Here is a 15740-nt window from a genome sequence, read left to right as displayed (position 1 = left end):
TTGAACGCGCCGATCCTAACAAGCTGCGCAGCGAGAACCTAGTTACCGAAAGATGATGCCCGCAAAAATATAGCCTTACGGCCCGCCCTGTGCGCTTGGGCATAAATCGGCTAAGCCTTGCGCGTGGGGGATGGATCTTATCATTCGTCGGGGCGGATCATCGCGACAGGCCGGCTCATGCTGGCAGCACTTTTCCTGCTGACGATCTGGAGCGACGCCAGCCAGCCGACCTACGCGCCAACAGAAACCTACCTGCTGCTGTGCGGCTATGTCCTGTTTGCTGCCGTCATAACCATCGCGACCTGGAACAGCTGGTGGCGGGACGCCCGCCTGTCCGGCTTCGCGCATGCGGTGGACATTTTGATGTTCGCCCTGCTGGTCCTGCTGACCGACGGCTACACCAGTCCCTTCTTTGCATTTTTCATGTTCATCCTCTTGTCGGCGGCAATCCGCTGGGACTGGGATGCGACCGCCCTCACCGCGATTTTCCTGACGATGGTATTCCTGCTGGTCGGCCTAGTGGCGACCTGGTCGGGAGTTCCGTTCGAACTGTCGCGCTTTGTCGTCCGGACCGGCCAGCTGGTGGTCTTGTCGATCATCCTGATTTGGTTCGGCGCAAGACAGAGCTGGACCCATGGTGACATCGGCGAAGCCCTTTCGATCGGGCATTCGACGCTTGACGAATCCCCGCATGAGGCTGTCTTGCGCGCTACCGTCGACCGGTTTGGCGCCAAGTCCGGTTTTATAGTCTGGCGCGAGGGCGAGCGAAAATGGCCGGCAGGGCTCTCGCTCGACGCCGACGGGATGCGGCTGATCGATATCCCGGAGGAACTGGAGCAGGACCTGGTCCTTCCCGGGGCAATCCTTTACGATCTGGACCGGGGACGAGCGCTACGGATCGACAGCCAGCGCGACCTACGCCATCTCGAACTTGCGACCGCGATGCCGCAATTCTTGATTAACTCGAAATTCCTCACCACAGGCATCGCTTTTCCGATCACGGCGACTAGCGGTGAAGGGCTCATCTGCCTCGACGATGTCCCGGGCCTGTGCCTCAATCACCTCGATCTAGCCGACAAGGTCGCGGAGGGAATCGCCAACCATCTCCAGCGGCACGCCGTGCTGAAAAACGCCGAGGAGCGGGCCGAATCCCGGTCCCGCCTCGCACTGGCGCGCGACTTACACGACAGTGTCGTCCAATTCATTGCCGGCGCAGCCTATCGCATCGAAGCCACCAAACGATCGCATATGATGGGCCGCAACATCCAAGCTGACCTCGACGAACTAAAGCAGCTTATGATGCAAGAACAGCGAGAGCTTCGGGCATTCATCACCGCGCTGCGAAGCGGGCCGATGACCGCAATTGCTGAACTTGGCAGCGACCTTGCGGCCCTGGCCGAACGGTTGAGCCGCCAATGGGACATTGATTGCACGATCATCACGTCGGTGGGCGAACAGGCGATCCCGACACGCTTGCGGCTGGATGCAAACCAGATCGTTAGGGAAAGTGTCGCCAACGCGGTCCGGCATGCTGGTGCAAAGACGGTTGGCATTGATCTGAGCGCAACTTCGGATTCGGTGACATTGGAAATCGTGAACGACGGGACGGAATTTCCGCGGCGTCAGAATATGCTCGAGCTGCCACTATCGCTTCGCGAGCGAGTGGAGCAGGCTGGTGGAGCCATCGATATTGCCCGCGGAATGGGCGTGACCAAACTCTCCTTCGCACTGCCGATCGATCAAGGGGGTGCGGGATGAATCTGCTGCTTGCTGACGACCATCCGATGATCCGCACCGCAATCGAAGTGTTGCTGCGGAACAGCGAGTTCAAGCTGGTTGGAACGGAGACCAGCGGGTCGGCTGCGCTCGCGAGCCTTGCATTACTATCGCCAGATGTCTTGCTGCTCGACCTCAACATGCCAGGGGACGGCGGCATGGCGGTGCTGCGCCAGATACGCGGTACCAAGAAGGAGGTACGGGTAATCCTGCTGACTGCGGCGATTGAAGATTCGGCATTAATCGAAGCCAAGCGGTTGGGTGTGGATGGAATCGTTCTCAAGAACAGCGACCCGGCCCATCTTCTCGAATGTCTCGAAGCGGTAAAGATAGGGCGGCAGTGGATCGATCCCGAACTGGATGAGCGCGAGAGGCAGCTCGAGGCCGGAGGCCGCTGGCGCGGCCGTCCCCAACTCGCCCCGCGCGAGAGGCAGCTGATTACCTTCGTGCGCAAAGGCTTGCGAAACAGGGAAATCGCCGAACAATTGGGGGTGACCGAGGGCACGGTGAAGGCCTATCTTCATGCGGTTTTCGACAAGCTCGACGTCAAGAACCGAACCGAGCTAGCGATCCGGGCCGACGAATTCCTCGGCTGACGGCATCACGGCAAAGGCGCCAGATCCGGCTCGACATATCCGCGCCTCGCTTCGACGCTCATCAATCGCTCCCGCGACCAGAAGCGCAATGGCCAATCGCGCCGGCCGACCGGTGAGCGAAGCAAGGCGTTGACCAGCTCGTGGATCGGGCGATCACTGCCGACCTGGGCGAGAAAATGCCGCACGCCATGCAAATAGGCGCGGGTAATGGTGTCGTGATAGCCTTCATGGTCGCTATTCACCCCGCCGACGCTTGCGTTATAGTCGGCGATAATCGCCCGAATATCGCGATCCAAGTCGATATCCGGGCGTTTGAGGATCAGCCAGCACGTTGCGCCCAGATGCGCCTCATGGGTCCATTCGGACCGCGGCAAGGTGCGCTGGACGAGGCCCTCGCCGACATGGGCGACGGCCTCGTCATGAGCAAATAGTCGAACATCGAATTCCGTCATCGATCGGGCTTTCCCTTTTGCGGAGCCCGATCGAACAATCGGGCCGGTCAGGCTGCGGCGGTCACCCGCGGCCCCGATTGTCGAACGCCCTCGTCGACATGCTCCGCAAACTCGGCGAAGTTCTCCACGAACAGGTCGACCAGCTTGGCCGCCGTGCGGTCATAATCGTCCTTGTCCGCCCAGGTGCTGCGCGGGTCGAGGATCGCCGACTCCAGCCCCGGGACCGAGACCGGCACTTCGAAACCGAAATTGGGGTCCTTGCGGAACTCGGCTTTGTTCAGGCTGCCGTCGAGCGCGGCGTTGAGCAATGCGCGGGTGGCCTTGATCGGCATGCGCTTGCCGACACCATATTTCCCGCCGGTCCAACCGGTGTTGACCAGCCAGCAGGTGACGCCGCCCTTGGCGATCCGGTCCTTGAGCAAATTGCCATATACCGACGGGTGACGCGGCATGAAGGGCGCGCCAAAGCAGGTCGAAAAGGTCGCTTCCGGCTCGGTCACGCCAATCTCCGTGCCGGCAACCTTGGCGGTATAACCCGACAGGAAGTGATACATTGCCTGGTCGGGCGTGAGGCGGGCGATCGGCGGCAGAACGCCGAAGGCATCGGCAGTCAGCATGACGATGTTCTTGGGCAGCGGTCCCATGTTCCGTTCCGACGAATTCGGAATATAATCGATCGGATAAGCACCGCGGCTATTTTCGGCATAGCTGTTGTCGTCGAGGTCGAGTTCGCGCGTGACGGGATCCATCACGACATTCTCGAGCACCGTGCCGAACCTCTTGGTAGTGGCGTAGATCTCCGGCTCGGCCTCGGCCGACAGTCGGATCATCTTGGCGTAGCAGCCGCCTTCGAAGTTGAAGACCGCCGTATCCGACCAGCCATGTTCATCGTCGCCGATCAGCGTGCGATTGGGATCTGCCGACAAGGTGGTCTTGCCGGTTCCCGACAGGCCGAAGAAGATCGCTGTGTCGCCGTCCGGGCCGATATTCGCCGAACAATGCATCGGCATGATGCCCTTCTCCGGCAGCAGGAAATTCAACAGGCCGAAAACACTTTTCTTCATCTCGCCGGCATAAGCGGTGCCGCCGATCAGGATCAGCTTCTTTTCCAGGTTCACGGCAATCACCGTCTCGCTGCGGCAACCATGTTTCTCAGGATCGGCCTTGAAGCTCGGCAGGTCGATGATCGTATATTCGGGCACGAAGTTCGGCAGCTGGTCGGCCTCGGGGCGGACAAGCAGCGTACGAATGAACAAATTGTGCCATGCGAACTCGTTGATCACGCGGACGCGGACTTGGTTTTCGGGCTGCGAGCCGCCGAACAGGTCAGCGACGAATAGCGTGTCCTTAGTGCCGAGATGAGCGAGGAAATCGGCGTAAAGGCGGTCGAACGCATCGGCATCCATCGGCCGGTTCGACTTGCCCCACCAGACCGCTCCTTCGCTGACCGAATTGCGGACCACGAAGCGGTCCTGCGCGCTGCGGCCGGTATGCTTGCCGGTGCGAACGACCAGCGGGCCGTCCTTCGCGAGCTGGCCTTCTCCGCGCGCCACGGCCTGCTCGACCAGCGGCGCAGTCGTCAGATTCCAGTGAATCGTCGCCCGGGTATCGATGCCCTGGTCGTTCAACTTGTGCGCGGGGGTGCGCTCGCTCACGTCGATTCTCCCTGAAATATCAAGGGCGACGCCCGCGCCCGGACATCGCCGCTTTGGTGTGCGCAGGGCCTATACATATCACATGGGGTGCGGTCAAAGCACTCTAGCCCTCCCCAATCACCGTCCCGGCCTTGTTTCAAAACGCGGCGCTGGCTATCCCTCCAAGCCGTAACAAGGAGCAGGCATGAGCCACGTGATCGCGCTCGTCGATGACGACCGCAACATCCTGACCTCCGTGTCGATCGCGCTCCAGGCCGAGGGTTTCCTGACCCGCGTCTACACCGATGGCCTGACGGCACTTCGCGCGTTCACTGAAAACCCGCCTGATCTCGGCGTGTTCGACATCAAGATGCCGCAGATGGACGGGATGGAATTGCTACGCCGGGTCCGCGAAATGGGTGGTCCGGTGGGGACCATGCCAGTCATCTTCCTGACCTCCAAGGACGATGAGGTGGACGAGGCGCTGGGCCTCGCAATGGGCGCCGACGATTATATTTCCAAACCCTTTTCGCAGCGACTGTTGATCGCACGAATCCGCGCCCTGCTGCGTCGTCAGGACCTCGCCCGTGGTAATGGCAACGGCGCCGACAGCGTCAACGAGGCGGAACCGCCATTGATCGAACGCGGGCGCCTGGTCATGGACCCGGCGCGGCACAAAGTGTTGTGGGATGAGCGCGACGTCACCTTGACCGTGACCGAGTTCCTGATCCTCGAAGCGCTTGCCCAGCGCCCTGGCGTGGTCAAGTCGCGCAATCAGCTGCTCGACGTCGCCTATCAGGACGACGTCTATGTCGACGACCGCACCATCGACAGTCATATCAAGCGGATCCGCCGCAAGTTTCGCTCCGCCGACCCCCAGTTCGATGCGATCGAAACCCTGTATGGCGTCGGATATCGATTTGGCGAGGAATGACGAGACCGACCTCGTCCTGACCTGGTCGGGACGATGGACGCTTACGCACCGCATCCTGGCGGTGAACGTGCTGACGCTCGTGCTCGTTCTGCTCGCCATCCTGTACCTCGACAGCTACCGCAACCGGCTTGAGCGTGAGCGGGTGCACAAGGTCGAGGCGATGACCGAGTTCGCCGCAGTTGCGCTGGCTGAGGTTCCGCCAGCGCGGCGCGAAGCTTTGATGGCGACATTGTCGCGGCAAAGCAGCGCGCGCCTTCGGCTCTATTCGGCCGACGGCACGCTGGCGCACGACAGCTGGACCGTCACCGGCCCCACCTATCGCCTGCGCGACCCGACTACCCAGAAATGGACGAAGGATGTGGCCCGGGCGCTCGACCGCGGTTTCAATGCGCTGGTCGGCGAAAAGAATGACGAGGATTTCGTCGAGCCCGAGGTCGACAATGCGGCGGCCTGGGAGGAAGTTGTTGCCGCACGGTCCAGCGGCAAGGCCCACACCGCCATTCGCCAGGCGCCCGAGCTGACCCCGGTTTTTTCTGCCGCCGCGCCCGTCGGCGACGGGTCGATCCTGTTGATCAGCGACAATGACCGATCCTTTACCCGCACCGTGCGAAAGCAGCGCGGGTCCCTGCTGATCGCCCTTGCGGTCGTGCTACTGCTGTCGGTGCTGTTGTCGTTGTTCCTGGCCCGGACCATCGTCCAGCCGCTGCGCCGGATCGCCTTGGCCGCGCATCGGGTCCGGCTTGGCCGCGCCCGGGAGGTTCGGGTGCCGCGCCTGCCTTCGCGCAGCGACGAGATCGGCCTACTTGCCCGATCGGTGAGCGACATGAGCCAGTCGCTGCGACATCGGATCGACAATATCGAAGCTTTTGCCGCCGACGTTACCCATGAGCTCAAGAACCCGCTGGCATCGCTCCGTTCGGCGATCGACGGCCTCGAACGGATCGAGGATCCTGCACTGCGCAACCAGCTGGTCGATGTGATCCGCCAGGACGTGGTCAGGCTCGACCGGTTGATCGGCGACATTGGCGAGGCGGCCCGCACTGACGCGGAACTCGCCCGGGCCCGCTTCGAACCCGTCGACCTCGGCGATCTCATCGGTCAACTGGTTTCGTCATGGGAAACCCGCCGCGAAACCGGCGACGTGCGGATCGCCTTTGCCCGACCGCGCCGCGCGAGCGCGCTGGTCATGGGCGAACCTAGTCGCCTGGCCCGCGCGATCGACAATCTGATCGACAATGCGATCAGTTTTTCTCCGCCTGGCGGGCTGGTGGAAATAGCTGCGACACATGTCGGCGACCGAATCTTGGTGCGCATCGACGACGAAGGCCCGGGTGTCCCGGAACAGCTGCGCGAAGCGATCTTCAATCGCTTTCATTCGGTTCGTCCCGAAGCGGAAAGCTTCGGCCGCCATTCTGGGCTCGGCCTTGCGATCGCCCGAGCGATCGTTGAAGGCCATGACGGGGAGATTGACGTGGCCGACCGCGATGATGCGCCATCAGGCGCCCGCTTCACCATTACCTTGAAGGCTGCCGACCGGGCATGAACGGACCGCGACTAAGTTCGGAGAATCTCCACGCAACGAGTGTTGCGAAGGATGGACGCGCGGTACTGATCTGCGGCCCGTCGGGCTCGGGCAAGTCGGATCTGGCGCTGCGCTTGCTCGACCATGGCTTCACGCTCGTAAGCGATGACCGCAGCATCGTGCACAAGTCCGGGGACCGGCTGATCGTCTCCGCGCCCGCGACGATCCGGGGCAAGCTTGAAATCCGCGGAATCGGCATCGTCCAGATGGAGATGGTCGACGATGTCCCGCTGGCACTGGTCGTCGAGCTGACCCGCGAGCTTGAACGGATGCCCGACGAGGGGCGCGAGCGGATGATTCTTGGGCTGAACTTGCCGCTGGTCAATGTCGATGCGATGACCGCGTCGGCCGCGCCGAAAGTCGCCATCGCGCTCGACCGACTGGGGCTGAAGGGCTGAGCATGGCCGATCCCGCAAAGTCCCTGCCCCGGCTGCTGCTTGTCACCGGCATGTCCGGCGCCGGCAAGTCGACCGTTCTCGATGCGCTTGAGGACATGGGCTGGGATTGTGTCGACAACCTGCCCACCGCCATGCTCCATGATTTCGTCCATGGCGAGCGACAGGAGCAGCGCTCGGTGCCGATCGCGGTCGGCATGGACGTCCGCAGCCGGGGGTTCGATCCCACCGCGCTGCCGTCACAGCTGCGCGCAATCGAGGGGGTAACGCCAGAGATTCTCTACCTCGACTGCGCGGGGACCGAATTGATTCGGCGCTACGACGAAACCCGCCGGCGCCACCCGCTTGCCCCCGACCGGCCCGCAGAGGACGGCATCTCCCGGGAGCGTGGTGCGACCTCGCCCTTGCGCCAAATGGCCGACACGGTACTCGACACCACCGACCTGAGGCCGACCGAACTGCGCGACGAACTGCGGTGCCGTTATGGCGGCGAAGTCGACCAGCTGGTGCTGACCATTTCCTCTTTCGGTTTTGCCCGCGGCATTTCGCGGACCGCGGACCTGGTGTTCGACCTGCGCTTCGTCGACAACCCGCACTGGATCGAGGAATTGCGGCCGCTGACCGGGCTTGACCAGGCCGTACAGGACCATTGTCGGCGAGACTCGGCTTGGTCCCCGACGCTCGATCAGGTCGAGGCCCTGTTGCAAAATCTGATTCCCCGCTATTGGGCCGCTGGCAAAAGCTATCTCACCGTGGCGTTCGGATGCACCGGTGGGCGCCACCGGTCGGTGGCGGCGGCGACCGAAATGGCGAAGCGGTTGCGCGACGCGGGATTTTCCCCGATTGTCCGTCACCGCGACCTCGCTTCGCCACCGAGTGATACGATTGAAGAGTCCCCGCGAAGATCCAGGGCGCGGGCCAAGTGATACAGCGGGTGATTGAATGATCGGACTAGTGCTGGTGACCCACGGCCGTCTGGCGGCCGAGTTCATCACAGCCATGGAACATGTGGTCGGACCCCAAGACGCGATCGAGGGCATATGCATCGACGCCGACGACGACATGGAAGAGCGCCGCAAGGATATTGCGGACGCGATCCAGCGCTGTGACCAGGGCAAGGGAGTCATCATTCTCACGGACCTGTTTGGCGGCACGCCATCCAACCTCGCCATCAGCCTGATGAAAAGCGAGGACGTCGAGGTCATTGCGGGAGTGAACCTGCCGATGCTGATCCGTCTCGAAGGGGCCCGCAAGGCGATGTCGGTTCGCGCCGCAGTCGCTGCGGCGCGAGAGGCGGGGCGCAAATATATTTCCGTGGCCTCCGAAATCCTTGGCGAGGCCGCTGCTTGAGCGGCCGGTCGAAGACGATCAAGATTACCAATCGTCGCGGGCTGCACGCCCGGGCGAGCGCCAAGTTCGTCAACCTCGCATCGGGCCTAGCTGCCCGAATCGAGGTCGAAAAGGACGGCAACCGCGTGGTCGGCACGTCGATCATGGGATTGATGATGCTGGGGGCGGCCATGGGGGACCGAATCACTATCCACTGCGAAGGCGAGGGCTGCGACGAGGCGATGCGCGAGCTGACGGCCTTGGTGGAAGGCAAGTTCGGCGAGGAGTAGCGCGCCGCGGCAAGCCGGGGACTTGCCCATTTCCTTCCCGCCCCCGAAAGAGGCTTTCGGACCATGCCGCGCCAGATTACTTCCTTTTCCAACGAGACCGTCAAGCGGCTGAGGGGCCTGCGCGATAAGAAGGTGCGCAAGGGTGAAGGCCTGTTCCTGGCAGAGGGATTGCGCATCCTGGCCGAAGCGCGCGACAGCGGAATGCTTCCCGAAATCATCGCCTATTCCGCCGCCGCCGGAGTGCATCCCCTCGCCGCCGAGATCATCGCCGCCGCCGAAGCACGCGGCGCGGACGTGATCGAGACGACCCCCGACATCCTCAGCAAGATGAGCGGCAAGGATAATCCGCAAGCCATCCTTGGCGCCTACCGCCAGCCGGACATGGCGCTGGCCGCGATCGACCGCGCCGCAGCCCCGCTGTGGATTGTCGCACAGGCGCTTCGCGATCCGGGCAATATCGGCACCATCCTGCGCACCGGCGACGCGACCGGTGCGGGCGGCCTTATCCTGATCGACGACAGCGCCGATCCCTGGTCGGTCGAAGCGGTGCGCGCGTCGATGGGGGCAATCTTCACCCAGACCGTGGCAAGCGCTCGATGGGAGGAATTCATTGCCTGGCTGCGCGAGGGCCCCGGCCAGCTGGTCGGGACCAGCCTCAACACCAGCCATGACTATCTCGATCCCGATTATGACCAGCCCTGCTTCCTTTTGATCGGCAATGAGAGCCAGGGCCTTCCGCCCTCGTACGAGGCGGAGTGCGACCTGCTCGTCAAAATGCCGATGCTGGGCCGTGCGGACAGCCTCAACGCCGCTGTCGCCGCCGCGGTGATGGCCTTCCATGTCCGGGCAAGCTGGCGGAACCGCAGCTGATCCTTGCGGGTTGTTACGCCATGAAAACTATCGCCACGCTGCCGCTGCTTGCCTTGGCGCTGACCGCCTGCGAGCCTTATGCCACCGATCCCGGCTATCCGGAGCCCTATCCGCAGGGGCCGACGGGCTACCCGCCACAGCAATATCCGCCGATGCCCGGTTACCCCCCCTCGCAAGGGTATCCGCCGCAATATCCGGCCCCCGCCGGTCAGTATCGCGCGATCGGGACCGAACCTTTCTGGGACCTGGAAATTGGCGCCCGGGATATGGTCTTCACCGACCGCGGGAACAACAATTATCGCGTTAGCCAGCCCACCCCCGTTCCAATCAACGGCGTTGCGGGACCCATTTACCGCACCCAGCGGCTGGAGGTGAACATCACCCGCGGGCCGTGCAGCGACGGAATGAGCGACCGGACCTATCCGGACAATGTCCAGGTCTACGTCGACGGCCGGATGTTCCGGGGTTGCGGCGCGCCAACGGCCTTTTTCAGCCAGGTCGGCGAAACGGGATATCCCCATCAGCCGGGTCCCGGCGCGCCGACGCTGGCCCGAACCAACTGGCTAGTGACGGCAATCAACGGCCGGCCAACCCCGCGCAGCAACTTCTACGTCAATTTTCTGCCCGACCAGATGAGCGCCAAGTTCGGCTGCAACACGATCGGATCGGGCTATACGCAGAGCGGCAATGTCCTCACCGCCGGCGCGCCCTTGGCCACGCAGATGGCCTGCCGCGACATGAGCTTCGAGGACCAGGGCATGCGCATCCTGCTGATGCCGATGACAATCAATGGCATGGGCGACCGGCTGACGCTCAGCAACAGCCGCGGGTCGATCGAGCTGATGCAGGCGCGCTAGAGCTCCGCCGCCGCCGCCTGCCGGTACAGCTTAGGCGGCGTCGTCCTCATTGGCGCTCGCCTTGGGCGGCGCCAGCTTGTTGAGGGTGCGCGGCACCGTGTCGATCAATGGCGCCGCCGCTATGTCCTTAGCGCTCCCCGCACCCAGCACCTCAAACCTCTTGGCCTGGGTCATCACCTGGCTTTCAAGACTGCCGACCAGCTTGTTGTAGCTGGCGTTGGCGCGCGACAGGTTGGTCCCGACCGAGGCGACATGCTCAGCCATGGTTGCCAGTCGGCTGTGCAATTCCCGTCCCAGCGCGGCAATTTGTCCTGCTTCCTTGGCCAATTTCTCCTGGCGCCAGACGCTGGCCACCGTCCGGGCGATAGCGACAAGGTTGGTAGGGGTAGCAAGCAGGACCTTGCGCTCGAACGCCCATTCCCAAAGCCCGTGATCATGTTCCAGCGCTGCGGTCAGGAAATGCTCGCCGGGAATGAACATCACGACATAATCGGCGGCGTCGTCGAACTGCGACCAGTAGGATTTCGACCCCAATTGCTGCGCATGGTTTTTCATCGATGCGACATGGGCGCGCAAATGGACGTCGCGCCGCGCATCATCGACCTCTTCCGAAGCGTCGAGATAGGCGTTCAGCGAACATTTCGCGTCGATCACCAGCTTGCGCCCGCCAGGCAGGTTGATGATCGCATCGGGACGAAGCCGCCCCTCGTCGGTATCGACGCTGACTTCGGTCGCGAAATCGGCATGCTCGATGAGCCCGGCCTGTTCGAGCACGTTCTGCAGCGTCTTTTCCCCCCACCGTCCGCGCGCCTTGGGTGATGAGCGAAGCGCATTGACGAGGTTGCGCGTCTCATCGCGCACACGGCCCTGTCCTTCGCGGACCTGTTCGACCACCGATTTGAGGCCGGCGTATTGGTCGACCCTTTCTTTCTCGACCCGCTGAAGTCCCTCTTCATAGCGTTTCAACGTCGCTTCGACCGGCTGAAGCAATGTCTGGAGCTTCACCTGGCTGGCCTTGTCGGCCTCGCTGAACCGCTGGCCTGCCCGTTCGAGGAAGTCCTTCTGCGCCTTCTCGAGCATCTGGTCGCCGACACTTCGGAACTGGGCGATCAGCGCATCTTTTGATTCCTGCAGATCCTTCATCCGCGCATCAAAATTGCGGGCGTCGGCCTCAAGCATCGCCCGCACCCGCATCGCCTCATCGCGTTCGCCGGTTACGGCGTCGAGAAGCTTTTGCAATTGCTCAGCCCGCGCGGCCCGCTCGCCCGCTGCCGCGCCCTCCCGTTCAGCCGCGCCCAGACGTTCGCGAAGACCGTCGATCTCGCCGCGCAACGGCGAAGCCTGGCGCGAGGCCATCAGCCAGCCAGCTGCCAGCCCCGCCAGCAACGCGATAATGACAAATCCCAGCGCGAGCGCGTCCAACCATCCCTCCCGAAAAGAACGAAATGTGAACCTATGCGCTTTTGAAACCGGCCTCAAGAGTGGATCGGCAAATCCGCCGACGCCTTCGGGGAACTACCATGGCCGTTCCGGCAATGCGCATTGTCTCATCGCGCCAAGCCGCTAGACAGGCGCAATGGAGGATCCGAAAAACCGGCCCGAGTTACTCGCCTCCATGTCGCCGGAGGAGCTTCGCCGGCACATGCGGCTGCTCGGCTACAAGACTCAGGCGGACCTGGCCCAAGCGATCGGCGTGAGCCGCTCGGCGGTCAGCCTGTGGCTGGAAGGCAAGGTCGGCGTCCCCCGCCCCGTCGCCATGTTACTGCGCATGCTCCTCCAGGCGCTGCGACGCGCCTATTAGCGCCCCGGGCTGCCCGCCGCATGGCGGTAAAGGCCCGCCGCCAGCATCCAGGGCAATGCGAACATCATCGACAACATCGCCCCGCGCGGATCGGTGGGCAGGCCGACGGCGCCGGCCAGCAGCTGTAACAGTCCGACGCCTGTCGCAATCCACACCAGCGAACGCGGGCGGAAACTGACCGCGATTGCGCCGGCCACAGCCAAGACCATCAGCGCGAGGAACAGAAGGTTATAGCCCCCCTCCTCGCCGATCATGCCGACCGCAAGATTGACCCAGATCGTCAGGAAAATGGTTAGCGCGGCGATGACCGACGCCAGCCGATAGGCAAGGTTGCCCGACTGGCGGACAAGGAATTCGATCATCAGGCCGATCGAGACCATCAGTCCGCCCATCACGACGAAGTCTGCTGGACTCCAGTCGACTTCCTGGGTGAAACGCATTGCGATCGCGGGCGTGACCAGCAGGGCCGCGACCATTCCCCACCCCATCACCCGCCAGCCATTCCAGAACCGTGGCTTCCCGCCGATTTCGGCATTGGTCATTGCATTGTCCTCCCTGATGAATGAGGCTTTCTTCCTGCCGCAAGCGGCGATGAACGGCATGAGCAACTCCTGAGGAATCGCTGAAATATGACGGCCGACCGCATATGTTTCGACCGCTTCGAACTCGACATCCCTAATCGCCGCCTGCTGCACGACGGCGCGCCGGTCGACCTTAATGCACGCTATTTCGACGCCCTCGCGCTGCTGGTGCGCGCCCCGGACGAGCTGGTCACCAAGGACCGGTTCATGGCTGAAGTATGGAACGGAGTCCCGGTCACCGACGAGGCGCTGACCCAGTGTATCAAGTCCCTCCGGCGAGCGCTTGGTGACGAGGCCGCGCGGCCGCGTTTTATCGAGACCGTTCCCAAACATGGCTACCGTTTCATCGCCGCAACCGATCCCGCAGTTGCGCCTGCCGCGCCACCGACCAGCGAAACTCCGCTGTCTACTGCTCTTGCCGGCACCCTGGGCGGAGGGCTGGCCGGACTTGCCGGCGGACTGGTCTACGGCCTGGCCTGGGCCGCCCAACCGGCCCCCCAGGGCAGTGCCGGTATGTCCACCCTGCTGGTGCTGGTCAGCCTCACCGTTGCGATCGGCATCCTGGGCGGTGCTGGGGTCGCTCTGGGTATTGCCGCAACGCGCGCGGTCCCGTCGCTTCATCCCGGCTGGACGGTCATCGGCGGTGCGACCGGCGGCCTTATCGTCGGCGCCGCGGCGCGCCTACTCGGCCTCGACGCATTCAACCTGCTACTCGGCAGCGGGCCGCGCGACATGACAGGCGCGTCGGAGGGAGCGCTGCTCGGTGCCGCTGTCGGCTTGGCCGTATGGCTTCACGCCCGCTCCTGCCGCGCGGGGCCGTCGAGCCGCGACATCGCCGTCGCGGCGATCATCGGCCTCGCCGCTGGGGCGATCATCGGTTCGGCGGGAGGGCAATTGCTGGGCGGCAGCCTAGATCAGGTTGCGGCCAGCTTTCCCAACTCGCGGCTCGATCTCGACCGCTTTGGTGCTCTCTTCGGGGAGGACGGATTCGGACCAGTCAGCCGAACCGCGACTTCGGCCCTGGAGGCGATGCTGTTCGTCACCTTCACCTTCGCGGCGATAACGCTTGCGGGAAGAGCGGGAACCTCACGTCGACCGACGTGAAAAGTTCACCCGCGTCGTGACTCGGACGGGTCAGGCTGAAAAAGCTTGGACATACGCGCAGGGTCACCTCGACCGTGACGATTCTCTCCTTCCGCAAGCGGGGATATAATGGCAAACGCAGCAGCTAAAGTCCTGAAAGATATCGAAGAAAATGAGATCGAATATGTCGATCTGCGTTTCACCGATCCGAAGGGCAAGTGGCAGCACCTGACCATGGTCGCGTCGGTCATCGACGAAGACATGCTGACCGACGGGTTCATGTTCGATGGCTCCTCGATCGCCGGCTGGAAGGCGATCAACGAGAGCGACATGATCCTGATGCCGGACCTCGATGCGGTTTATGTCGATCCCTTCACTTCGACGCCGACGCTGATCCTGGTGTGCAACATCGTCGAACCCTCGACCGGCGAACTTTATGCGCGCGACCCGCGGTCGACCGCCACCCGCGCCGAAGCCTATCTCAAGGCTACCGGAATCGGCGATACCGTCTTCGTCGGCCCAGAAGCGGAATTCTTCATGTTCGACGACGTCCGCTTCGAGGACGGCTACAACAGCAGCTTCTTCAAACTCGACGATGTCGAGCTGCCGGGCAATTCGGGCCGCGAATATGAAGGCGGCAACCTTGCCCACCGGCCCCGCGCCAAGGGCGGCTATTTCCCCGTCGCGCCCGTCGACAGTGCCGTCGACATCCGCGGCGAGATGGTTTCGACGATGATCGAGATGGGCCTGCCCTGCGACAAGCATCACCATGAGGTCGCCCCCGCCCAGCATGAGCTTGGGGTCACCTACGGCAAACTGGTCGAAACCGCCGACCGGATGCAGGTCTATAAATATGTCGTGCACATGGTTGCCCAGGCCTATGGCAAGACCGCGACCTTCATGCCCAAGCCGATCGCCAAGGATAATGGCAGCGGCATGCATACCCACATGTCGATCTGGAAGGGCGGCAAGCCGCTTTTTGCCGGCAATGGCTATGCCGGACTGTCGGAAACCGCGCTTTATTTCATCGGCGGGGTGATAAAGCATGCCCGCGCGCTCAATGCGTTCACCAACCCGACCACCAACAGCTACAAGCGGCTCGTTCCCGGTTTCGAAGCGCCGGTGCTGCTCGCCTATTCGTCGCGCAATCGTTCGGCGTCGTGCCGAATTCCCTATGGCACCGGCGAGAAGGCCAAGCGGGTCGAATTCCGCTTCCCCGATGCCATGGCCAATCCCTATCTCGCCTATGCTGCCCTGCTGATGGCCGGCCTCGACGGCATCCAGAACCGCATCCATCCGGGTGAAGCGATGGATAAGAATCTCTACGACCTGCCGCCAGCGGAACTGGTCAATGTGCCGACGGTCTGCGGCTCCCTTCGCGAAGCGCTGGTTGCTCTTTCCGCCGACCGCGACTTTTTGACCCGGGGCGACGTGTTCAGCGAAGACCAGATCGACGCCTATATCGACCTCAAGTGGGAAGAAGTGATGCGCTGGGAAACCACGCCCTCGCCGGTCGAATTCGACATGTATTACAGCGCTTGATCCCAATGGGTTGAGCGC

At 63.0% G+C, this 15740-nt stretch carries 17 protein-coding genes; 13 read left to right on the top strand and 4 right to left on the bottom strand.

From position 1 onward, the window contains the following. The first annotated feature begins 177 nt into the window (after nt 1-177). Nucleotides 178-1758 carry a sensor histidine kinase gene (locus tag FMM02_RS09960; protein ID WP_147494695.1) on the top strand — a complete coding sequence of 527 codons (1581 nt, stop codon included), beginning with the start codon at nt 178-180 and terminating at the stop codon, nt 1756-1758. Beyond that, complete coding sequence (locus tag FMM02_RS09955) at nt 1755-2372, top strand: response regulator (RefSeq protein ID WP_147494694.1); 618 nt, start codon at nt 1755-1757, stop codon at nt 2370-2372. Before FMM02_RS09960 ends, FMM02_RS09955 begins: the two co-directional genes overlap by 4 nt. A 5-nt stretch (nt 2373-2377) precedes the next feature. Here the strand turns inward: FMM02_RS09955 and FMM02_RS09950 are convergent, their stop codons facing one another. Together FMM02_RS09950 and FMM02_RS09945 are read right to left on the bottom strand one after the other, a co-directional pair. Then, nucleotides 2378-2824, bottom strand: coding sequence for a hypothetical protein (locus tag FMM02_RS09950; RefSeq protein WP_187107762.1), 447 nt, complete (start codon nt 2822-2824; stop codon nt 2378-2380). A 47-nt stretch (nt 2825-2871) separates the two neighbouring features. Beyond that, nucleotides 2872-4479: a phosphoenolpyruvate carboxykinase gene (locus FMM02_RS09945; protein WP_147494693.1), complete on the bottom strand. Its 1608-nt coding sequence runs from the start codon at nt 4477-4479 to the stop codon at nt 2872-2874. Between the two features lie 184 nt (nt 4480-4663). Here FMM02_RS09945 and FMM02_RS09940 point away from each other — a divergent pair, with 184 nt between their 5' ends. From FMM02_RS09940 to FMM02_RS09905, 8 genes are all read left to right on the top strand, one after another. Then, complete coding sequence (locus FMM02_RS09940) at nt 4664-5392, top strand: response regulator transcription factor (RefSeq protein WP_147494692.1); 729 nt, start codon at nt 4664-4666, stop codon at nt 5390-5392. Beyond that, nucleotides 5361-6935, top strand: coding sequence for a sensor histidine kinase (locus tag FMM02_RS09935; RefSeq protein WP_147494691.1), 1575 nt, complete (start codon nt 5361-5363; stop codon nt 6933-6935). The genes FMM02_RS09940 and FMM02_RS09935 overlap by 32 nt, the downstream gene beginning before the upstream one ends. Beyond that, nucleotides 6932-7372: an HPr kinase/phosphorylase gene (locus FMM02_RS09930; RefSeq protein ID WP_147494690.1), complete on the top strand. Its 441-nt coding sequence runs from the start codon at nt 6932-6934 to the stop codon at nt 7370-7372. Before FMM02_RS09935 ends, FMM02_RS09930 begins: the two co-directional genes overlap by 4 nt. 2 nt (nt 7373-7374) lie before the next feature. Continuing rightward, the gene (rapZ, locus tag FMM02_RS09925; protein WP_147494689.1) at nt 7375-8295 is read left to right on the top strand and encodes an RNase adapter RapZ; all 921 of its coding nucleotides are present in this window, start codon (nt 7375-7377) and stop codon (nt 8293-8295) included. Between the two features lie 16 nt (nt 8296-8311). Next, nucleotides 8312-8719: a PTS sugar transporter subunit IIA gene (locus FMM02_RS09920; protein WP_147494688.1), complete on the top strand. Its 408-nt coding sequence runs from the start codon at nt 8312-8314 to the stop codon at nt 8717-8719. Then, a complete protein-coding gene (locus FMM02_RS09915) occupies nt 8716-8988 on the top strand; it encodes an HPr family phosphocarrier protein (RefSeq protein ID WP_147494687.1) in 273 nt (90 codons plus the stop codon). The genes FMM02_RS09920 and FMM02_RS09915 overlap by 4 nt, the downstream gene beginning before the upstream one ends. 63 nt (nt 8989-9051) lie before the next feature. Continuing rightward, the gene (locus FMM02_RS09910; RefSeq protein WP_147494686.1) at nt 9052-9858 is read left to right on the top strand and encodes a TrmH family RNA methyltransferase; all 807 of its coding nucleotides are present in this window, start codon (nt 9052-9054) and stop codon (nt 9856-9858) included. A 20-nt stretch (nt 9859-9878) separates the two neighbouring features. Next, complete coding sequence (locus tag FMM02_RS09905) at nt 9879-10715, top strand: META domain-containing protein (RefSeq protein WP_147494685.1); 837 nt, start codon at nt 9879-9881, stop codon at nt 10713-10715. Between the two features lie 30 nt (nt 10716-10745). On the opposite strand, the gene FMM02_RS09900 is transcribed toward FMM02_RS09905, so the two are convergent. Then, the gene (locus tag FMM02_RS09900; protein ID WP_246104769.1) at nt 10746-12137 is read right to left on the bottom strand and encodes a DNA recombination protein RmuC; all 1392 of its coding nucleotides are present in this window, start codon (nt 12135-12137) and stop codon (nt 10746-10748) included. A gap of 154 nt (nt 12138-12291) precedes the next feature. On the opposite strand from FMM02_RS09900, the gene FMM02_RS09895 reads away from it, so the two are divergent. After that, nucleotides 12292-12516 carry a helix-turn-helix domain-containing protein gene (locus FMM02_RS09895; protein WP_147494684.1) on the top strand — a complete coding sequence of 75 codons (225 nt, stop codon included), beginning with the start codon at nt 12292-12294 and terminating at the stop codon, nt 12514-12516. On the opposite strand, the gene FMM02_RS09890 is transcribed toward FMM02_RS09895, so the two are convergent. Beyond that, on the bottom strand, nt 12513-13058 hold the full coding sequence (locus FMM02_RS09890; RefSeq protein WP_147494683.1) for a hypothetical protein: 546 nt from the start codon (nt 13056-13058) through the stop codon (nt 12513-12515). The genes FMM02_RS09895 and FMM02_RS09890 overlap by 4 nt on opposite strands. An 87-nt stretch (nt 13059-13145) precedes the next feature. On the opposite strand from FMM02_RS09890, the gene FMM02_RS09885 reads away from it, so the two are divergent. Beyond that, on the top strand, nt 13146-14201 hold the full coding sequence (locus FMM02_RS09885) for a winged helix-turn-helix domain-containing protein (protein WP_147494682.1): 1056 nt from the start codon (nt 13146-13148) through the stop codon (nt 14199-14201). Nucleotides 14202-14309: 108 nt separating this feature from the next. After that, complete coding sequence (glnA, locus tag FMM02_RS09880; RefSeq protein ID WP_147494681.1) at nt 14310-15722, top strand: type I glutamate--ammonia ligase; 1413 nt, start codon at nt 14310-14312, stop codon at nt 15720-15722. Nucleotides 15723-15740 lie beyond the last annotated feature (18 nt).

It is taken from the genome of Sphingomonas xanthus, assembly GCF_007998985.1.
GTDB classification, from domain to species: domain Bacteria; phylum Pseudomonadota; class Alphaproteobacteria; order Sphingomonadales; family Sphingomonadaceae; genus Sphingomicrobium; species Sphingomicrobium xanthum.
The sequence above is the reverse complement of the archived record's forward strand: the minus strand, read 5'-3'. Positions and strand labels throughout refer to the sequence as shown.

What these genes read in the sequence shown, in the direction of transcription:
- FMM02_RS09960 (WP_147494695.1), top strand. Translation starts at nt 178, where the DNA reads ATGCTGGCAGCACTTTTCCTGCTGACGATCTGGAGCGACGCCAGCCAG.
- FMM02_RS09955 (WP_147494694.1), top strand. Translation starts at nt 1,755, where the DNA reads ATGAATCTGCTGCTTGCTGACGACCATCCGATGATCCGCACCGCAATC.
- FMM02_RS09950 (WP_187107762.1), bottom strand. Translation starts at nt 2,824, where the DNA reads ATGACGGAATTCGATGTTCGACTATTTGCTCATGACGAGGCCGTCGCC.
- FMM02_RS09940 (WP_147494692.1), top strand. Translation starts at nt 4,664, where the DNA reads ATGAGCCACGTGATCGCGCTCGTCGATGACGACCGCAACATCCTGACC.
- FMM02_RS09935 (WP_147494691.1), top strand. Translation starts at nt 5,361, where the DNA reads ATGGCGTCGGATATCGATTTGGCGAGGAATGACGAGACCGACCTCGTC.
- FMM02_RS09930 (WP_147494690.1), top strand. Translation starts at nt 6,932, where the DNA reads ATGAACGGACCGCGACTAAGTTCGGAGAATCTCCACGCAACGAGTGTT.
- rapZ (WP_147494689.1), top strand. Translation starts at nt 7,375, where the DNA reads ATGGCCGATCCCGCAAAGTCCCTGCCCCGGCTGCTGCTTGTCACCGGC.
- FMM02_RS09920 (WP_147494688.1), top strand. Translation starts at nt 8,312, where the DNA reads ATGATCGGACTAGTGCTGGTGACCCACGGCCGTCTGGCGGCCGAGTTC.
- FMM02_RS09910 (WP_147494686.1), top strand. Translation starts at nt 9,052, where the DNA reads ATGCCGCGCCAGATTACTTCCTTTTCCAACGAGACCGTCAAGCGGCTG.
- FMM02_RS09905 (WP_147494685.1), top strand. Translation starts at nt 9,879, where the DNA reads ATGAAAACTATCGCCACGCTGCCGCTGCTTGCCTTGGCGCTGACCGCC.
- FMM02_RS09895 (WP_147494684.1), top strand. Translation starts at nt 12,292, where the DNA reads ATGGAGGATCCGAAAAACCGGCCCGAGTTACTCGCCTCCATGTCGCCG.
- FMM02_RS09890 (WP_147494683.1), bottom strand. Translation starts at nt 13,058, where the DNA reads ATGACCAATGCCGAAATCGGCGGGAAGCCACGGTTCTGGAATGGCTGG.
- FMM02_RS09885 (WP_147494682.1), top strand. Translation starts at nt 13,146, where the DNA reads ATGACGGCCGACCGCATATGTTTCGACCGCTTCGAACTCGACATCCCT.
- glnA (WP_147494681.1), top strand. Translation starts at nt 14,310, where the DNA reads ATGGCAAACGCAGCAGCTAAAGTCCTGAAAGATATCGAAGAAAATGAG.